The sequence below is a fragment of the Kribbella sp. NPDC049227 genome, assembly GCF_043197265.1.
GTDB lineage: Bacteria > Actinomycetota > Actinomycetes > Propionibacteriales > Kribbellaceae > Kribbella.
In genome coordinates, this window is the sequence record NZ_JBICST010000011.1 from 164955 (window position 1) to 182883 (window position 17929).

Annotated in this window: 17 protein-coding genes; 5 read left to right on the forward strand and 12 right to left on the reverse strand. The window is 70.4% G+C overall.

The genetic code is table 11. The annotated features are described in order from the left end of the window. Window positions 1-18: 18 nt before the first annotated feature. On the forward strand, window positions 19-375 hold the full coding sequence (locus ACGFH6_RS41705; RefSeq protein WP_393396329.1) for a YciI family protein: 357 nt from the start codon (window positions 19-21) through the stop codon (window positions 373-375). Then, complete coding sequence (locus ACGFH6_RS41710) at window positions 368-1582, forward strand: RNA polymerase sigma factor (protein WP_393396331.1); 1215 nt, start codon at window positions 368-370, stop codon at window positions 1580-1582. The genes ACGFH6_RS41705 and ACGFH6_RS41710 overlap by 8 nt, the downstream gene beginning before the upstream one ends. Here ACGFH6_RS41710 and hisN read toward each other — a convergent pair. Next, window positions 1566-2345, reverse strand: coding sequence for a histidinol-phosphatase (gene hisN, locus ACGFH6_RS41715; RefSeq protein ID WP_393396333.1), 780 nt, complete (start codon window positions 2343-2345; stop codon window positions 1566-1568). The genes ACGFH6_RS41710 and hisN overlap by 17 nt on opposite strands. A gap of 164 nt (window positions 2346-2509) precedes the next feature. Between hisN and ACGFH6_RS41720 the strand changes: the two genes are divergently transcribed. After that, complete coding sequence (locus ACGFH6_RS41720) at window positions 2510-3004, forward strand: DUF2231 domain-containing protein (RefSeq protein WP_393396335.1); 495 nt, start codon at window positions 2510-2512, stop codon at window positions 3002-3004. Here the strand turns inward: ACGFH6_RS41720 and rsgA are convergent. From rsgA to ACGFH6_RS41745, 5 genes are read right to left on the reverse strand one after another with little or no spacing between them, the layout of a single operon-like run. Then, a complete protein-coding gene (rsgA, locus tag ACGFH6_RS41725; RefSeq protein WP_393396337.1) occupies window positions 2997-3998 on the reverse strand; it encodes a ribosome small subunit-dependent GTPase A in 1002 nt (333 codons plus the stop codon). The genes ACGFH6_RS41720 and rsgA overlap by 8 nt on opposite strands. Then, window positions 3998-5269 carry a 3-phosphoshikimate 1-carboxyvinyltransferase gene (aroA, locus tag ACGFH6_RS41730; RefSeq protein ID WP_393396339.1) on the reverse strand — a complete coding sequence of 424 codons (1272 nt, stop codon included), beginning with the start codon at window positions 5267-5269 and terminating at the stop codon, window positions 3998-4000. The genes rsgA and aroA overlap by 1 nt, the downstream gene beginning before the upstream one ends. Before the next feature lie 49 nt (window positions 5270-5318). Continuing rightward, entirely contained in the window at window positions 5319-6527 is a 1209-nt protein-coding gene (locus ACGFH6_RS41735; protein WP_393396341.1) for a hypothetical protein, read from the reverse strand. A 26-nt stretch (window positions 6528-6553) separates the two neighbouring features. Continuing rightward, window positions 6554-7132: a DoxX family protein gene (locus ACGFH6_RS41740; RefSeq protein WP_393396343.1), complete on the reverse strand. Its 579-nt coding sequence runs from the start codon at window positions 7130-7132 to the stop codon at window positions 6554-6556. A 60-nt stretch (window positions 7133-7192) separates the two neighbouring features. Next, entirely contained in the window at window positions 7193-7921 is a 729-nt protein-coding gene (locus tag ACGFH6_RS41745) for a DsbA family protein (protein WP_393396345.1), read from the reverse strand. 70 nt (window positions 7922-7991) lie between these two features. Between ACGFH6_RS41745 and ACGFH6_RS41750 the strand changes: the two genes are divergently transcribed. Both ACGFH6_RS41750 and ACGFH6_RS41755 read left to right on the forward strand, forming a co-directional pair. Next, window positions 7992-8837: an aminoglycoside phosphotransferase family protein gene (locus ACGFH6_RS41750; protein ID WP_393396347.1), complete on the forward strand. Its 846-nt coding sequence runs from the start codon at window positions 7992-7994 to the stop codon at window positions 8835-8837. A gap of 129 nt (window positions 8838-8966) precedes the next feature. After that, window positions 8967-9635 carry a DUF4097 family beta strand repeat-containing protein gene (locus ACGFH6_RS41755; protein WP_393396349.1) on the forward strand — a complete coding sequence of 223 codons (669 nt, stop codon included), beginning with the start codon at window positions 8967-8969 and terminating at the stop codon, window positions 9633-9635. Window positions 9636-9697: 62 nt separating this feature from the next. Here the strand turns inward: ACGFH6_RS41755 and ACGFH6_RS41760 are convergent, their stop codons facing one another. From ACGFH6_RS41760 to aspS, 6 genes are all read right to left on the reverse strand, one after another. Beyond that, window positions 9698-10477 carry an alpha/beta fold hydrolase gene (locus ACGFH6_RS41760; protein WP_393396351.1) on the reverse strand — a complete coding sequence of 260 codons (780 nt, stop codon included), beginning with the start codon at window positions 10475-10477 and terminating at the stop codon, window positions 9698-9700. Continuing rightward, window positions 10474-11193 (reverse strand): alpha/beta fold hydrolase, encoded by a 720-nt coding sequence (locus ACGFH6_RS41765; protein ID WP_393396353.1) that lies wholly within the window; start codon window positions 11191-11193, stop codon window positions 10474-10476. Before ACGFH6_RS41765 ends, ACGFH6_RS41760 begins: the two co-directional genes overlap by 4 nt. 131 nt (window positions 11194-11324) lie before the next feature. Continuing rightward, on the reverse strand, window positions 11325-13922 hold the full coding sequence (locus tag ACGFH6_RS41770) for an ATP-binding protein (RefSeq protein WP_393396355.1): 2598 nt from the start codon (window positions 13920-13922) through the stop codon (window positions 11325-11327). Window positions 13923-13938: 16 nt separating this feature from the next. After that, on the reverse strand, window positions 13939-15195 hold the full coding sequence (locus ACGFH6_RS41775) for an ArgE/DapE family deacylase (protein WP_393396357.1): 1257 nt from the start codon (window positions 15193-15195) through the stop codon (window positions 13939-13941). A gap of 7 nt (window positions 15196-15202) precedes the next feature. Next, complete coding sequence (locus ACGFH6_RS41780; protein ID WP_393396359.1) at window positions 15203-16072, reverse strand: phosphotransferase family protein; 870 nt, start codon at window positions 16070-16072, stop codon at window positions 15203-15205. Further along, window positions 16072-17361 carry an aspartate--tRNA(Asn) ligase gene (gene aspS, locus ACGFH6_RS41785; protein WP_393396361.1) on the reverse strand — a complete coding sequence of 430 codons (1290 nt, stop codon included), beginning with the start codon at window positions 17359-17361 and terminating at the stop codon, window positions 16072-16074. Before aspS ends, ACGFH6_RS41780 begins: the two co-directional genes overlap by 1 nt. Between the last annotated feature and the right edge of the window lie 568 nt (window positions 17362-17929).

The window sequence follows — 17929 nt, forward strand, 5'->3', positions numbered from 1 at the left end:
CGGCAGACCATGAGAGAGGTGACATCAGTGGGCAAGTACCTGGTGATGATCTACGACGACGAGGCCAAGTGGGACGCGGCCGACCCGTCGGTGATGGAGCAGAACCACAAGAACCACCAGGCCTTCGCGGAGGCCAACGGTCCGGCCCTGCGCGGCGGCGGGCAGCTGGACGGAAGCACCACGGCGACGTCGATCCGGACTGACGGCAGCGGCGGGTACGTCGTCACCGACGGGACGTTCGCGGAGACCAAGGAGGTGATGGGCGGCTACTACATCATCGAGGCGGCCGACCTGGACGAGGCGCTCGCGATCGCCAAGCAGGTCCCGTCCCCGATGGGTGGCGTCGAGGTACGCCCGATCATCAACGGTGGCTGACTCGGTCTCCGCGGCGGTGGCGGAGGCCCACTCGAGCGAGTGGGCCTTCGTCCTCGCTGCCACCGCACGCGTCGCGGCCGATCTGGATCTGGCCGAGGACTGCGTGCAGGACGCGTACGCCAAGGCGTTGGTGCACTGGCGTGAGCAGGGCGTGCCGCGGCGGCCGGGGGCGTGGCTGACGACGGTCGCGACGCGGCGCGCGCTGGAGTTGCGGCGGCGGGCCGACGTCGCGCAGCGGAAGCTCCCGCTGTTGATGCCGGACCCGGTGGACGACGACTTCTCGGCCGAGGTGTTCCCGGACGATCGGTTGCGGCTCGTGTTCACCTGCTGTCACCCGGCGCTGGCTCAGGAGGCGCAGATCGCGTTGACGCTGCGGCTGGTGTGCGGGTTGTCGTCGGCCGAGATCGCGAGGGCGTTCCTGGTGAAGGAAGCCACGATGCAGGCCCGGATCACCCGGGCCAAGCACAAGATCTCGCGGTCGGGGATCCCGTACCGGATCCCGCGGCGGGCGGACCTGCCGGAGCGCATCGACGCGGTGCTGGACGTCGTCCATCTGGTCTACACGGCCGGCCACACGGCGGCGGACGGGGAAGGGCTGACGCGGCCGGACCTGGCGCGGCGGGGGATCGATCTCGCTCGGATGATGCGGTTGCTGCTGCCGGACAGCGGGGAGGCGTCGGGTCTGCTCGCGCTGCTTGTGCTGACGGAGGCCAGGCAGGCAGCGCGGGTCGACGAGGCCGGGCGGTTGGTGCTGATGGAGGACCAGGATCGCTCGCTGTGGGACCGGGAGCTGATCGATGAGGGGCTGGCGCTGGTGCGGGAGGCGCTGAGCCGGTCGGTCGGACGGTTCGGGCTGATGGCGGCGATCGCTGCCGTCCATGCCGAGGCTCAGCGCTGGGAGGACACCGACTGGGCGGAGATCCTCGGGTTGTACGACGTGTTGCTGGCGCGCTGGCCGTCTCCGGTGGTCGCGCTGAACCGGGTGGTTGCGCTCAGCTACGTGTCCGGCCCCGAGGCGGCCCTGGCGGAGCTGGCCGATGATCCGGCGTTGGCGACGTACCCCTATCTGGCGTCGACGCGGGCGGAGCTGTTGTGGCGGACGGGGCGCGTGGAGGAGGCGCGAGCGGCGTACGAGGAGGCGCTGGCGTTCACCAGCAACGCCGTGGAGGCCGAGTTCCTGCAAGGGCGCATCACTCGAGGCGCTTGAGGACCTCGTCGTGCAGGCGGCCGTTGGTGGCGACGGCGTTCGCGCCGTTCGGACCGGGGGTGCCGTCGACCGAGGTGAACTTGCCGCCGGCCTCGTCGACGATGATCGCCAGTGCGGCCATGTCGTACAGGTTGAGCTCGGGCTCGGCGGCGATGTCGACCGCGCCTTCGGCGACCAGCATGTACGACCAGAAGTCGCCGTACGCGCGGGTGCGCCAGCAGGACTCCATCAGCTCGGCCCACTGGTTCTTCCGGCCGATCTTCTCCCAGCCCTTGAGCGAGGCGTACGACAGCGACGCGTCCTCGATCCGGCTCACGTCGCTGACCCGGCACGGCTGCGCGGACATCAGCGCGCGGCCGGTCCAGGCGCCATCGCCGTACGACGCCCACCAGCGCTTGCCCAGCGCCGGGGCGGACACCACTCCGACGACCACCTGGTCCTCGATCATCAGGCTGATCAGCGTCGCCCAGACCGGGACGCCACGGATGTAGTTCTTGGTGCCGTCGATCGGGTCGACGACCCAGCGCCGTACGCCCCAGCCGGTGGTGCCTTCCTCCTCGCCCACGAACGCGTCCCGCGGCCGGGCCCGGGCCAGCGTCTTGCGCATCACGTCCTCGACCTTGCTGTCGGACTCGCTGACCGGGGACAGATCCGGCTTGGTGGCCACATGCAGGTCGAGCGCCTTGTAGCGGTCCATCGTGGTCGAGTCCGCGTCGTCGGCCAGGATGTGGGCGAGCCGCAGGTCATCCGTGTGCGAGGGCATGCCGGAAGGCTAGCCCGTTCCCCCGCTCAGCGGGCGGGCTGTCCGCAAACGTTGCGGATCGGTTGCGACGCGAATTGAACCCAATCGGTTGATTGAACGTGCAGTAAGTAGCCCGTGCGGGCTACTAGAGTCGGACCACGTTCTATGACTGCCAGGAGGCGTCAATGTTCGAGCGCTTCGGGGACCTGCCGCTACACGTGCTCGTGATCCATTTGGCCGTGGTGGCGCTACCGATCGCGGCCCTGACCCTGATCGTCTTCGCGGTGGTGCCACGGTGGCGGTGGTTCCTGCGCTGGCCGGCGTTGGTGCTGGGGATCGGGGCGCTGGTGTGCGCGTTCGTGGCGAAGAAGAGCGGGGAGGCGTTCGTCGCCGCGGTCCCGTCGCTGCAGCAGCCGATCAAGCTGCACGAGGACCGGGGTGATCTGCTGTTCTGGTTCTGCCTGGCCTTCGCGGTGATCGCCGTGATCGCGGTCCTGGTGCTGAGCGGGCCGTCGTCGCTGGCGAGCGGAAAGGGTGCCAAGGCAACCAAGAGCCGCCCGCTGGAGCTCGTCACCAGCGCCGCCGTCGTGGTCATCGGCGTTCTCGTCATCTACCAGACGATCCGCACCGGCGACGCCGGCGCCAAGGCCGTCTGGACGGGTCAGCTTCCGCCTAAGTGACGTCCTGCTCCGGTACTGCCTGGGTGCGGCCTTCGCGGCTGGCCAGGAGGCGGCGGAAGGACGCCACCCGGTCGGGGTCGAGTCGACCTTCGGCGACTGCGTCGTCCAGGCCGCAGTCGGGGGCGGACTCGGTGTGGGTGCAGCCCCGTGGACAGGACTCGGTGACCTCGGCCAGGTCGGGGAAGGCATCGATGACTTTGCCCGGGTCGACGTGGGCCAGGCCGAAGGAACGAATGCCGGGCGTGTCGATCAGCCAGCCGCCGTCCGGCAGACGGAGGACCAAGGTGTTCGTCGAGGTGTGACGCCCGCGGCCGGTCACCTCGTTGACGACGCCGATCGCGCGGTCGGCACCGGGAATCAGCCCGTTGACCAGCGTCGACTTGCCGACGCCGGAGTGGCCGACCAGGACGCTGATCCGGTCCTGGAGTTGCTCACGTAGCTCAGCCAGGTCGCCGCCTTGCCGCGTGGCCACCGACTCGACCCCGAGCGGGCGGTAGATCGACAGCAGCGGATCCGGGTCGGCGAGGTCGGTCTTCGTCAGGCACAGCAGCGGCCGCATTCCCGCGTCGTACGCCGCGACCAGGAAGCGGTCGATCAGGCCGGTCCGCGGCTCCGGGTTTGCGACGGCGACGACGATGACGAGTTGGTCCGCGTTCGCCACCAGCGGCCGCTCCACCGGGTCGTCGTCATCGGCCGACCGGCGCAGCAGCGTCGTCCGGGGGAGAACCTCGACGATCCGGGCCAGCGTGCCCTCGTCACCGCTCGCGTCGCCGGCGAGCCTGACCCGGTCGCCGACGATCACGCCCGTGCGGCCGAGCTGCCGCGCCTTCATCGCGGTCACCTGCCGGTCGTCGACCCAGCAGGTGTAGCGGCCGCGGTCACGCGTGATCACGATGCCGGTGACGGCGTCGTCGTACGAGGGGCGGTCCTTGGTCCGCGGCCGGGTCCGGCGCTTCGGCCGGTCGTACCGGGCCTCCTCGTCGTACCGCGACATCAGCTCGTGAGCCCCGACCACATGTCGGGGAACTCGGGCAGGGTCTTCGCCGTGGTCCCGATGTTCTCGATCTCCAGCCCGTCCACGAGCAATCCGACCACGGCGGCGGCGTGGGCCATCCGATGGTCGTTGTAGGTCCCGAAAAGCCCACCCTGCAAGCGCTGAGGCCGGATCTCCAGCCCGTCCGCAGTCTGCGTCACGTCCCCACCGAGCGCGTTGAACTCGTGCTCGAGCCCCGCCAGCCGGTCCGTCTCGTGGTTGCGCAGATGCGCGATTCCCCGAAGGTACGACGGTCCTTCCGCGAACGCGGCCACCGCCGCGATGACCGGGCTGAGCTCACCGACCTCGCTCAGGTCGAGGTCGACGGCCTGCACTCGGCCGGTGCCCCGGACGGTGAGGCCGTCGGCGGTGCGAGTCACCTCGGCACCGAACCGGGTGAAGATGTCGCCGAGTTGACCGCCGGGCTGCGTGGTCTGCTCCGGCCAGCCGGTCACGGTGACCTCGCCCGCGGTGAGGACCGCCGCGGCCAGGAACGGCGCGGCGTTGGACAGGTCCGGCTCGATCGTGGCGTCCATCGCCCGAATGGGGCCGGGGGCAACGACCCAGCGGTTCGGTTCGCTGTCGTCGACCTGGACGCCGCGTTCGCGCAGCATCGCCACCGACATGTCCAGGTGCGGCTGCGACGGCACCGGCTTCCCGTCGTGGCGGATGTCGACGCCCTCGTCGTACCGGGCTCCGGCGAGCAGTAGGGCCGACACGAACTGACTCGACCCGGACGCGTCCAGCGTGACCTTCCCGCCACGGACCGCGCCCGCACCGGACACGGAGTACGGCATCCTGCCGGTGCCCTGGTCGTCGATCCGGACGCCGAGCGCGCGCAGTGCGTCGAGGATGACGCCCATCGGGCGCTCCCGCGCGTACGGGTCGCCGTCGAACTCGACCACGCCATCGGCCAATGCGGCGACCGGCGGCACGAAGCGCATCACAGTGCCGGCGAGACCGCAGTCGACGGACGCCGGGCCCTTGAGTGAGCCCGGGGTCACCGTCACGGCGGAGCCGTTGTCCGCGATGCCGACACCGAGTGAGACGAGCGCGGCGCGCATCAGCGCGGTGTCGCGTGCGGCGAGCAGACCGGTGAGCTGCGACGGGCCGTCGGCGAGCGCGGCGAGGATGAGGGCACGGTTGCTGATCGACTTCGATCCGGGCACCGTGACCCGGCCGCTGACCGGTCCGTGGGCCTTCGGTGCCGGCCAGCCCTGCTGCGTGCTCATCCCACTCCCTCGGCTCGGAACTCCTGCCCCTGAGCCTAGGGCATCGCGGCTAGACGACCTTCCAGCCTTCCGGGAGGGTCAGCGACAGCGTGTTCGCAGTTCGGCCGAGGACCATCGGCGGCAGGGTCTTCGGGAACGCGTAGTTGACGACCTGGATGGTGGTGCGTTTGACGGCCGGCTCACCGTTGCCGGCCGGAGTGTCGATGCCCTTCTGGAACGCCGCGACCGGAAGCAGGGTCCTGGTGTCGAGGTAATACACCATGTGGATGCCCTCGGTCAGGTTGAACGGGTTCGACCACGGCCAGGTCACCGGATCCAGACCGGCGTCGCGGAACGCCCACATCGAGATCGCCGAACCCCAGTAGTTCTTGTCGGCCAGGGTGATCGGCTTGAAGTCGACGACCTGGCGGACGTACGTCGAGCCGCCGGCCGACAGCAGCGTCGGCTTGGCGACGTTCACATAGCCCTTGTACGTGCGCAGCTTCGCGAGCACCTTGTCCGCCTGGTCCGCGGTCAGCCCGCTGGAGAAGACGCCGTCACCGCCGCCCATGAACGGCTTCTTCGTGCAGGTGTTGGTCGTGAACGAGCTCTGTTCCCACTTCTTGCTGTAGTTCGACCAGTGCATCTCCTTGCTGCCCGCGCAGGCGATGTTGGTCGGCTCGTCGTCCTTCGGTCCGCTGAGGATGGTCTGGAAGTAGTAGAACTTGTCGCTCGCGTGGTCGATCGCGATGTCGGTGATCGGGAACAGTTGGCGGGACGCGAACTTCTGCGGGTCCCCGAACATGCTGGACTTCACCCGGCCGATCGGCGCGGTCATCTGGCGCTTGACGACGCTCTCGTAGAACGTCGCAGGATCGACCTCGGCGAGGGACTGCTCGGTGACGGACTGGCCGGGCTCGAGGCTCTTGCCCTTCGGCGCCGAGGCGCTGGTGCCGCTGCCGCCGCCGGCCTCGTTGTCGTCGCCGGAGGTGGCGCGCCAGGCGACGATGCCGGCCGGGATGCCGATCGCGAGCAGTACGGCGCCGACCACGATCCAGGCCGTACGACCCTTCCGCGGCGGCTCCGGCTGCCCGTAGAACCCCTGCTGCGGGTACGGCGGCTGCTGCCCGGGGAACTGCTGCTGCGGCCCCGGATACTGCGGCGGGCCGGCGTACTGCTGCGGCCCCGGGTACTGCGGCTGCTGTGGTGGTTGCTGGGGGACCGGCTGCCAGTTGCGGCCGTCCCACCACCACTGGCCGTCGTCACTGTACGTAGGCACGGCCTCCAGGATAGGAGGCCGTGAGGTCAGCCGAGGTTCAGTTCCGCCTTCGCCAGTTTGGCGGCGTGCTTGGCCTCCCGGGCCAGCTGCTTCGCCTCACGCTTCGCGGCCTTCGCGCCGCGTCTGGTCTCCCGCTTGGCTGCCCGCGCGCCGTGGGTGGCCCGCCAGGCGACGCCCGGCTTGCCCTCGGTGTCGACCGCGGCGAGCAGCAGACCGCCGAACAGACCCAGGTTCTTCATGAACTGGATCCGGTGCACGGTCCGGGCCTCCTTGTCCTTCACCTGCCAGAACGGGTGCCCGGCGACTGTCACGGGGATCAGCGTGGCGGCCAGCACCGCGGCCCCGGTCCGACGGCCCTTGCCGCTGGCCAGCGCGAGACCGCCGAGCACCTGGACGGCGCCGTTCAGCCGAACCAGGTTCACCGTGGTCTCGGGGATGCGGTCGGCGATCTGCGCCGGTGCGACGTTCTTCACCATCGGCACCAGGCGGTCCGTCACCGGCTGGGCCTTGGGCACCAGCGGCTCCGGGTTCCGGATCGAGTTCACACCCTGCGCGACGAAGATCATCGAGAGCAGTGGCCTTGCCAGTGCACGCACGACAGTCATGCCTCCTTCATACACCACGTCCTGTACGCCGTCCGGTACCCAAGGCTGCGCGGTTCAGCCTCAGATCGGGCAACCATCCGGACCACAGGCGGCGTCGTCGGTGCCGGCGCCCGGGGCGGTGATCAGCGTCACCGGCTTGCGGTCCGCGTTCGCCCGGCGCAGCGCCTCCTGGAACACCTCGACCGGCTGCGCGCCGCTGACGCCGTACTTCTCGTCGATCACGAAGAACGGCACCCCGTTCGCGCCGTACGCCAGCGCCTGGGCCTGGTCGTCGGCGACGTCCTGGGCGTACGTCGTATTCGCGAGCACCTCGCGGACCCGGTCGGACGGGAGGCCGACCTCCTCGGCGAGCTGCGTGAGCGTCGCGTGGTCGCCGACCGGGAGCCCGTCGGTGAAGTACGCCTTGAGCAGCCGCTCCTTGAGGCGGTCCTGCGTGTCGGCGGGCACCTCACCGGCCGCGATCAGGTCGCGGGCCAGGTGCAGTACGCGGTGCGCGTCGACGGTGTTCGCGGACTTCGCCCGGTCGAGGTGGTACTCGAGGCCGACCTCCGCGGCGATCTCGGTCACGTGGGCGTTGGCCTGCACACCCCACGCGCGGTCGCGGCCGTACTTCTCACCCAGCCGGGTCGGCAGGTCGCGTGGATCGTCGCTCGTCGCGGACGGGTCCAGCTGGAAGCTGTGCCAGACGATCTCGGCCTTCTCGCCGCTCTCCTCGAGGGCCTGCTCCAACCGCCGCTTCCCGATGTAGCACCACGGGCAGATGACGTCGGACCACACATCGATACGCATACTCCGGCCAACTCACCGTGATCGGCGGTCTATTCCCAACCGGAGCCGAGTGTGACGCGTCCGACGCTGCATGGACGAACAACTGGTGCGTGCCCTGCTGCAGGATCAGCATCCGGATCTGGCCGAACTGGAGCTCCGGGAGGTGGTCGGCGGCTGGGGCAACCAGATGTGGCGACTGGGCGACGACCTGGCGGTCCGGATGCCACGGACCGAGGGTGCGCCGGAGCTGCTGCTGAAGGAGCACCGCTGGATGCCCGGCCTCGCCCCCCGTCTTCCGCTTCCCGTCCCCGTCCCGGTCCGCCTCGGCGAGCCGTCCGACCGCTTCTCCCGCCCGTGGCTGATCACCACCTGGGTCCACGGAGAACCCGCGGACCATGCACCGATCACGGAGCCGAAGGCGGCCGACGTACTGGTCGACTTCCTGCAGGCGCTGCACACCGATGCGCCGGCCGAGGCGCCGGCCACTGACCGAACCGGCCTGCCGGCGGGCCTGATGGACTCCGACGAGCTCCGGGCGTACGCCGGGCGCGGCGACGAGCTCCGTGCGGTCTGGGAGGACGCGATCGCGGCGCCGGAGTGGGACGGACCGCCGGTGTGGCTGCACGGCGACCTGCACCCGGCCAACGTGGTCGTTGCCGACGGCACCCTTACCGGCGTCGTGGACTTCGGTGAGGTCTGCGCCGGCGATCCGGCGAACGATCTGGCGGCCGCCTGGATCCTGCTCCCGGCCGGGGCCGCGGACCGGTTCTTCGAGCGCTACCAGCCGGACCAGGCAACGGTACGGCGGGCTCGCGGCTGGGCCCTGGTCCGGGCGATGTTCCTGATCGCCATGGGAATCAACGGCGACAAGGGCATCCCAGGCGGCAAACCACACTGGGGCCCGGCCGGTGTAGCGGCCCTCGATCGCCTGCTGTGATCGTCGACCGGCTCGGCTGCTGACAGCGGCTCGTCGGTCATGTCAGCACGGTGGCCGTCCAGTGTCAGCGCGGTCTTCGAAGCTGGTCTCATCAACAGCTCGTCACCAGCGAATCAGGAAGGTACGACCATGCCGACTTTCAACACCCCCGAGCCGATCTCCGCAGTCCTGCACATCCCCGCGGGACGCATCCAGTTCATCGCCGCCGACCGCGCCGACACCGCCGTCGAGATCCTGCCTGCGAACCCGTCGAAGGGCCGCGACGTCAAGGCGGCGGAGGAGGCCAAGGTCGAATACGGCGACGGCGTTCTGCGGATCGAGGTCTCGGCCAAGAACCAGTACTTCGGGCCGTCCGGCTCCGTCGCGGTGGCCGTCCACCTGCCTGCGGGTTCCCAGGTCGAGGTGAACGCGGCCAGTGCCGAACTCCGATCCGTCGGACGGCTCGGCGACGTCGCAGTCAAGAGTGCGCACGGCGCGATCGACCTCGAGGATGTCGCGAGCGCCCGCCTCACCACTGTCGCCGGTGACGTCTCCGTCGGCCGCCTCAACGGGCCTGCGGAGATTCGCACCAGCAAGGGTGACATCCGGATCGCCGAGGCCGTGAGCGGTGCGGTCGTACTGCGCACCGACGTCGGCGAGGTGGAGGTCGGCGCCGCTGCCGGAGTCTCCGCCTCCCTGGACGCCGGCACCACCACCGGCAGGATCAACAACGCGCTGAAGAACGCCGAAGGCGACGCCGCCCCGCTGGCCATCCGCGCGACCACCACCGTCGGCGACATCGTCGCCCGCAGTCTCTGATCGCGCTCGACGACGGACCCGACGCGGCCCGCACGCCACAGTGGTGTGCGGGCCGCGGGACGTCACTGGGCGGCTTGTTCGATCACCTGAGTGACGGCTGACGAGTGGGACAGGGCGACCAGGTGGGACGCGGCCGGGATCTCGACCGTCTTGGCGTGGGCGCGCTCGGCCATGAACCGTTCGGCCGCCGGTGGGATGGCGTGATCTCCGGTCGGGATCACGGCGTACTTCGGCAGACCGGCCGGAGCCGTCGTCGCGACCGGCTCGTCGAAGGCGGCGGCGTTGATCGGCCGCTGGGAGGCCCCGAGTACGGCGGCCTGCCGAGCGGGCAGGTCGGCCGAGAACACCCGGTGGAACGCCTCCGGCTTCACCACGAGGTCGACGCCACCGGAGTAGCTGATCGCGTTCGTGGTGTCCGGTCCGAGCTCGCTGCCCGGGTACTTCGCGTTCAGCCCGCCGATCGTCTCACCGGCCCGCGGGATGAACGCGGCCACGTACACGAGCGACTTGACCCCGCTGGTCCCGGCGAGTTCGCTGACCAGCGCACCGCCGTACGAGTGACCGACGAGCACCTTCGGACCCGGGACCGCGGCGAGGACACCGCTGAGGTACGCCGTATCGGCGGCGATCCCGCGGAGCGGCACGGCGGGGACGACCACTGTGTACCCGTCGCGCTGTAGCTTGCCGGTGACCTCCGACCAGCTCGCCCCGTCGGCGAACGCGCCGTGCAGGAGAACGATCGTCGGCTTCGGCTTGTGCTCGGTCTGAGCGGTGGCGGTGGTCGCACCGGTCAGCAGTACCGCGGCGGTGGCGAGCAGTGCACCCAAGCGACGGAGTTTCATCGGGCCGCACCTGCCTCGACCGCGGTCGCGATGAAGTCGGCGACAGCCTTCGGCTGGGAGACGGCCACGGCGTGCGAGCCGTCGACCTCGATGGTGGTGGCCTTGGCGCGGGCGGCCATGATGCGCTCACCCTCCGGCGGGATCGCTGCGTCGCCGGTCGCGACCAGGACGTGCGACGGCAGCCGCTTCCAGCTCGCCGGGCCGGCCTTCTCGTCGAACGCCGAGGCGGCGATCGCCTTCTGGGTCCGGGCCAGGACGTCCGCGTCCTCGACGTCGGCGGCGAACAGTGCCGGGAACTTGTCCAGCGCGATGCTCAGGTAGGTCTCCTCGCCGCCGTCGGCGGTCGGCAGGGTGTGCGGCACCAGGCCGGCCGGGAAGTCGTTGGCGGGGAAGCTGCCGAGCAGGTCCTGCAGGCTCTCGCCCTCGTCCGGGAGGAACGCGGCGACGTACACCAGACCGGTCACGTTGTCGGCCTCGTTCGCGGCGGCGGTGATCACCGCGCCGCCGTACGAGTGCCCGACCAGGACGACGGGGCCGTCGATCTCGCGGACCTGGGCGGCGACCCGGCTGCCATCGAGCGCGGGACCGCGCAGTTCGTTGCTGACTGCCACGGCATCGATGCCGCGGCTCTTCAGTTCGGCGATCACACCGGCCCAGCTCGAGTTCTCCGCGAACGCGCCGTGCACCAGGACGACGGTGGGGGTCTTGTCGGTCATTGCTCTCGATCTCCTTCAGGGTTGGCTTGGTAGTAGAAGGAAACCGCGCAGGCCCGCTCGGCCGGATCGACCGAACAACGGAACTTGCCAGGGGTGAACCCAGCCGTGGACGACGGCGGTGCACCCAAAACTCATGCGTTCGGGGGAGGAGTGAATCGCTCCAGCACCAGACGGGTCAGCTGGACCCGCGAGTTGACCCCGAGCTTGCCGAACGCGGACCGCAGATGGGTGCCGACGGTACTTGCCGAGACGACCAGCTCCTCGGCGGCGGACCGGTTGGTATGGCCCTCGGCGACCAGGAGCGCGACCCGGCGTTCCATCGGAGTGAGCGCGTCCCAGCCTTCCTGTGCCCGCGGGGGTACGGCGGACCACCGGCGGCGTCGTACTCCGGCTGCCTGGAGCACCGCCTGGATCCGGCCGGCCGGAGCGGTGGCACCGAGTGCGGACAGGGTGTCGAGGGCATGTTCAAGAGTGGCGATGCCAGTCGAGCGGTCGCCGGACTCCAGTACGGCGCCGCCGTACAGCTCCTCGGCCTTGGCCAGCAGCAACGGCCGGTGCGCCGTACGCAGCGTCTCGGTCGCCGCTGCCAGCCGCTCGAGATCGTTGCCCGCAGCCACCAGCTCCAGCGCCCCGCGGTGCGCTGTCGTGGGTGTAGCAGCCGCCTGTTCTGCCAGCAGGTCCTCGGCGCCCGCCTGGACGAGTACGTCGGTCCGCTCGGGGAAGTCCAGCGGTACGTCGCGCAACCGGGCGGATGCCCTGGTATCGCCATCCGCGACCGCGAGCAAGGCGTTGACCGTCGGATCGTGTCCCGCGAGCTCCCGTGCCTGAGTGAGCTTGCCGCGCTGCAGAGCGATCAGCGCGAGCACCTGATGCGCCACTGGAGCCAGCGTGTTGTCGTGCAGCTGGCTCATCCACCGCAGTCCGGTGGTGGCAGCCTGCTCCGCCTCGGCCAGGTTGCCCGACGCGTACTCGAGCCGCGCCCGCAGCACAGCCAACTGCGGCGCCACCCACGAGTCGCCGCCGCTCAGCAGCTCCCGCACCCGCTCCAACCCACGCGGCAACTCGTCAACCTCAGCCCGGCAGTACAGCTCGCCGACCTCGACCAACGCATCGGGCAAGCTCCCCAGCCCGGCGGGCACCCGCCGAGCCTCCACGTAGTACTCAAGAGCAGTCGCGTACCGCCCCGCCGCCCGTTCCTCCTCCGCCGCGGCCACTAGCAACACGCCCCGAGCCACCGGGTCGTCGGGCCTGCCCGGAGCTTCTGCACCGGCCAGCACGCGGAAGGCCGCGAGGCGCTCGGCGAGCGGAGGCTCCGCGCCCGGAACGGTGAGGTCGCGGACGTCCAGGCGGTTGGTCGGCCATTGGTACGGCGCCAGATGCAGGCGGATTGTGGCCTGGAGTGTCGGGGTGATCGGACCCCGGTAGAGCACGCTGCCACTGAGCAGGTCGTCGGCGAAGGCTTTGGCACGGTCGTACTGCCGGGCCGCGAGGAGAACGCTGACGACCTCCTCACCGACCTCGGCGCGCAGCGGGTCGTCGACCAGGGTCAGGTCGAACGCCTCCTGGATGACCTCGGCGGCCGTGGTCGACATGGTCGCCAGCAGGCCGCGGGCCGCCTCGCGCAGAGTCGCAATCGCCGAGGCATCACCGGGCTGCGCGACTGCGAGGACATGCGGAGCCGCAGCGGCCGCTCCTCGACCGGCCGACATGAGCTGACTGGCTATGGCCCCGTGCAGAGCTCTCTGAGCCGACGGAGGTACGTCGGCGAGCGCAGCCGACCGCAGTAGCTCGTGGCGGAAGCGCAGTACCGAGTCGGCATCCGTGAGCAGCCCGGACTGGATCGCCTCCTCGAGCGGATCGGCCAGTCTGGCCACCGGCTCGGCCATGAGTACGGCGACGTCCTCCAGCCGGAACTCGCTGCCGAACACTGCAGCCGTCCGCACCAGTGTCCGGCTGAGCTCCGACAGTCCGCTCGTACGGCGCCGTACGCCTTCGACCAGACCGGTGGGGAGCGGACCGGTCGTGTCCGAGGCGGTGCCGAGGTACAGCCCGGCGATCAGTTGTTCGGCGAGGAACGGGATGCCCTGGACACCGGCCAGTTGGATGGCGAGGGACGGGTCGACCGGACCGTTCAGCAGATCGGCCGCGATGTCCTGGATGGCCTCTGCGGCGAGCGGTGCGAGGTTGATGGCGTGGATCGGGACCTGGCCGCGGACGGCGTCGGTCAGCTGGTCGGTCACGCCGCCGGGGGCCGGTCGAGTGGCCACGAGCCAGAGCAGTTGGGAGTCGGCCAGCCGGGCCGCGACCACGCGGAGTACGAAGGCGGTCAGCGGGTCGGACCACTGCGCATCGTCGAGCACGATGACAGCCCGCGTGCCGTCCAACCGGTGGCCGATGAGGTCGGCCAAGCGCTCGGCGAGCCAGAGCGGCTGGGTGTTGAGGGTGGCGAGTTCCATGAACTGCGCTGTGTCGACCAACGGCTCCTTGCCGGCGCGGAGTACGGGTGCGAGCGAGGACAGTGGGCTGATGTTGTCGGTCTGTTGTGCGGACGCGGCGGCGACCAGGAAGCCATGCCGCTCGGCCTGCTCGACTGTGGCGGCCAGCAACGCCGACTTGCCGATCCCGGGCTCGCCGGTGACGACGGCCAGCGAGGACTGCCCGTCAGCGGCTGCGCGGAGCGCGTCCAGAAGCCGTCCGAGCTCCGCCGAACGCCCACGCAACGGCACCATGGTGGATTTGTACCACTCAGCCGCAGCGGCGGACGGCCAGCAGGGCGTAGGCGCGGGCCGCGTGGAGGACCTCGGACAGACGCACGTGCTCGTCGGTGGCATGGGCGTACCGCACGTCGCCGGGACCGTACTGGAGTGCCGGGATCCCCGCCGCCGCATACAGCCGGAGATCCGAGCCGTACGGCGCCCCCTTCACCTCAGGAGTCACGCCACCCGCATCAGTGGCTGCCTGCACCGTGTCCGCCAGTAGCGGATCTCCCTCGGTCAGCAACCCCGAGGCGAACTCACCTCCCGGCCAGCTCACCGCGACAGGATGCTCACGCAGCCAGTCGTCCTTCGCGCACGCTTCGGCGATCGCGGCCTCGAAGGCAGCCCGCGCCGCGGCCACCGATTCGCCGAGGCGTACGCCGTACCGGCCCTCGGCGACGAGGAGATCCGGGACGGTGCTGGCCCAGTCGCCCGCCTCGATCCGGCCGACCGACAGCGGGTTCGCCAGTTCGAGATGCGCCAGCAACGGATGCGGATCGCGGTTTCGCTCGGCCTCCAGCGCCTGCAGCGCCGACTGGATCACCACGAACTTCTCGACCGCACTCACCCCGCGGGTCCGGGTCGAGCCGTGCGTCGCGAGCCCGGGGACCTCCAGCCGGAAGGTGAGCGACCCGGCGTTGGCCGGGATGACACAGCTCGCGGTCGGTTCGGCGATCAGGCACGCCTCGCCGGTGTGGCCGCGCTTCAGGGTCGCGAACGCGCCCGCGCCGCCGTCCTCCTCACCGATCACCGTGTGCACCGCGAGCGGCTTGCGCAGCTCGATGCCCGAGGCAACGACGGCCGCGACCGCGCCGAGGATCGCGGCCACGCCGCCCTTCATGTCACAGGTACCGCGACCCCACATCACCCCGTCCTCGACCCGGGCCGAGAACGGGTCGCCGTCCGGCCACAACCCGAGCTCACCCGGGGGCACCACATCCACATGCCCGTTGAGAATCAGTCCCGGCATCCCGTCTCCGCCGAGCACCCCCACACAACCCCATGCCTCGTCCCGTGCGACCTCCATGCCGGGAAACTCCGGATCGGCGGTCATTGTCGGCAGGTCGATCGGCCACTTGTCGACAATCAGACCAAGCGCCGCCAACCGGTCCGCACACCAGGCCTGGACGTCGCCTTCGGCCGGAGTGCCGTCGACACTCGGGATGCGCACCAGATCACGCAGATCCTCGATCACCCGCGCGTCGTCGACCGCGGCCAGCACCCGTCGCTCCACCTCGCTCAGCATGCGCACATCATGCATCCAGCAGTTCGAACACCCGCTGGGCGCCCTCCCGGACCAGATCCTGCGAGAACTTCGTGCGTTCGTGGACGAACTCGGCGATCGTCGCGTACGCCGCCGCCGCGCACACCGCGACCGCCGCCCGCCCACCGGCCCGCAGCGCCGCTTCCAGGAACAGTTCGTCGACGCCGTCCGGCGCACCATCGCGTGCCGCCGACGTCGCCAGCGAGACCAGGTCATACGCCCGCGACCCACCGCCCGCCGCCTCGATGTCGACGATCCCCGCGATCCGCCCATTGTCGACAATCAAGTTGCCGACGTTGAGATCCCCGTGCACGAGGTCCTTGTCGGGCAGGACCTCGCCACGGTGCGGCCGGCACAACTCGGCGTAGCGGTCGAGCAGTTCGGCGTCCTCACCGCCGTACGCATGCACCCGGCCCCACACACCGTCCCAGTCCTCGAAGACGACGCCGCTCGACCACCCCGACCAGCTCACACCGTCCTCGGGGACGAGATCGCGCTGCAGTTCGCAGATCGCTATCAGTTGCCGGGCGAGCCGCTCGTCCAGCACCGATGCGTCGCGGACTGGCTCGCCGGTGACGAACTCCTGCAGCTGGTACGGCGATCCAGCCGCGGTCTCGCCCACAGCCAGCCAGGCCGGGGTCGGGTAGCCGGCCGTGCGTGCCCGGCCTACCAGTTCGGCGGCCCGCCGGACCCGCGGCGTCCAGTCCGGGTCGGCCGTCCACTTCAGCACGACCGTGGCGTCGCCGTCGGTGAGCTCGTACGCGCTGGACTGGAGACCACCGGCCAGTTGCCGGACGAGCTGGTAACTGGTGCCTAGGGCAACGTTCAGCTCGCCGACAACTGACGCGGTGGTGTCCACTACGGCGTCAGCCGGTGCAGGTCGCGCGGGAACAGCGTGACCTCGCGGACGTTCTCCGCTCCGGTCAGCCGGGCGACGAAGCGCTCGAGACCGATCGCGAAGCCGCCGTGCGGTGGCATCCCGTGCTTGAACGCCTGCAGGTACGAGCTGTACGCCGGGTCGTCCGGCGACTCACCACGCGCCTCGAGGGCCGCGGCGTAGTCGGTGTAGCGATGCAGACGCTGGCCACCGGTGACCAGCTCGACACCCCTGAAGAGCAGGTCGAACGAGTTGGACCAGCGCGGGTCCGACGGCTGCGGATGGGTGTAGAACGGCCGCTTCACCATCGGGTAGCCCTCGACCGCGACGAACTCGCTGCCGTGCTCGCGCAACGCCCACTCGCCGATCGCCCGCTCGTCCTTCGGTGCCAGGTCCGGCTCGTCCGGGTCAGCGCCGGCGATCTTCAGCGCCTCGCTGAAGTGCAGCACCGGCACCTCGACCGGGATCTCCGGCACGGCGACTCCGAGCCGTTCCAGCGCCGGCGCCGCCCGCTCGCCGACCGCCGCCAGCATCCCGGCAACGGCCGAGCGCAGTACGGCGAGCACGTCGCGATGGCCCTCGATGAACCCGAACTCCGCGTCCAGCGACACGTACTCGGCCAAGTGCCGGACCGTGTCGTGCGGCTCGGCCCGGAACACCGGTCCGACCTCGAAGACCCGCTCGAACACCCCGACCATCGTCTGCTTGTAGAACTGCGGCGACTGCGCCAGGTACGCCGGGCCACCGAAGTAGTCCAGCGCGAACACGTTGGCTCCGGACTCGGTCGCCGTACCGACGATCTTCGGCGTCTGGATCTCGGTGAACTCCAGACCGTCCATGGTCTGGCGGAACCCGTGCAACGCCGCGGCCGCGATCTCCCAGCCGGCCCGCACCACCGGGTGCCGCAGCGCGACCGGCGCGTTGTCGAGTACGACGGGCAGCCCCGCGCCGACCGTGGGTCGCCAGAGCTCGATCGGCGGCGTCGCGGCCGGCTCGGTCAGCGCCTCGATCACCGGGTCGACGATCTCCGCACCGCCGGGTGCCTGCGGGTTGGCGGCGACCGTACCGGTCACCTGGACGACGGTCTCCTCACCGAGTTCGTCCAGCTGTGCTTGCGTCTCCGGCGCCTTCACCACGATCTGCGAAAGACCGGACCGGTCGCGCAGGATCAGGAAACTGACGGCGGCGAGCCGTCGTCTTCGGTGTACCCAGCCGGCCACCGTGACGGACTGGCCTACTGCTGAGGGGATCTCATGGCTGAGAATGCGCATCGCTGTTTTCACCTCCAGGTCGTTTCTCGTACCCCGGAGGTGTGGGCGAAGGGGAATCTCGCGGTGCCACCACACCTTCGCCGGATCGGGCGCGTGCCCGGGTCCGGCCTCTTGCCGTGCATCCGCTCGGGAGTGTCTTCGCCACCGCTCCACGCATCGCCTTCACAGCTACCGGCGACTCTCTCGGACGTGGTGTACGGCGCTACTCGGTTCCGTCAGCGCGAACCCGACCAGAGTAGCGACCGCCAGCGCCGACCACCAACCGACTTCCCACCCGCCCCCGTCCCCACCCGCCCCCGCCCGCCCTCGCCGCACCCCGTCCCGCCCGGCCCCGTCTGGTGGGCTGACCCATCCGCGTGTGGGTTGGCCAGTCGCACGCGGTTGGCCAACCCACGTTCTGACGGGTCAACCCATGGGAACGCGAGCTAGGAGGCGACCGCCCCGCCCCGCCCCGTCCCGCCCGGTCCGGCCTTCCGCCCGGCCCCGTCTGGTGGGCTGACCCATCCGCGTGTGGGTTGGCCAGTCGCACGCGGTTGGCCAACCCACGTTCTGACGGGTCAACCCATGG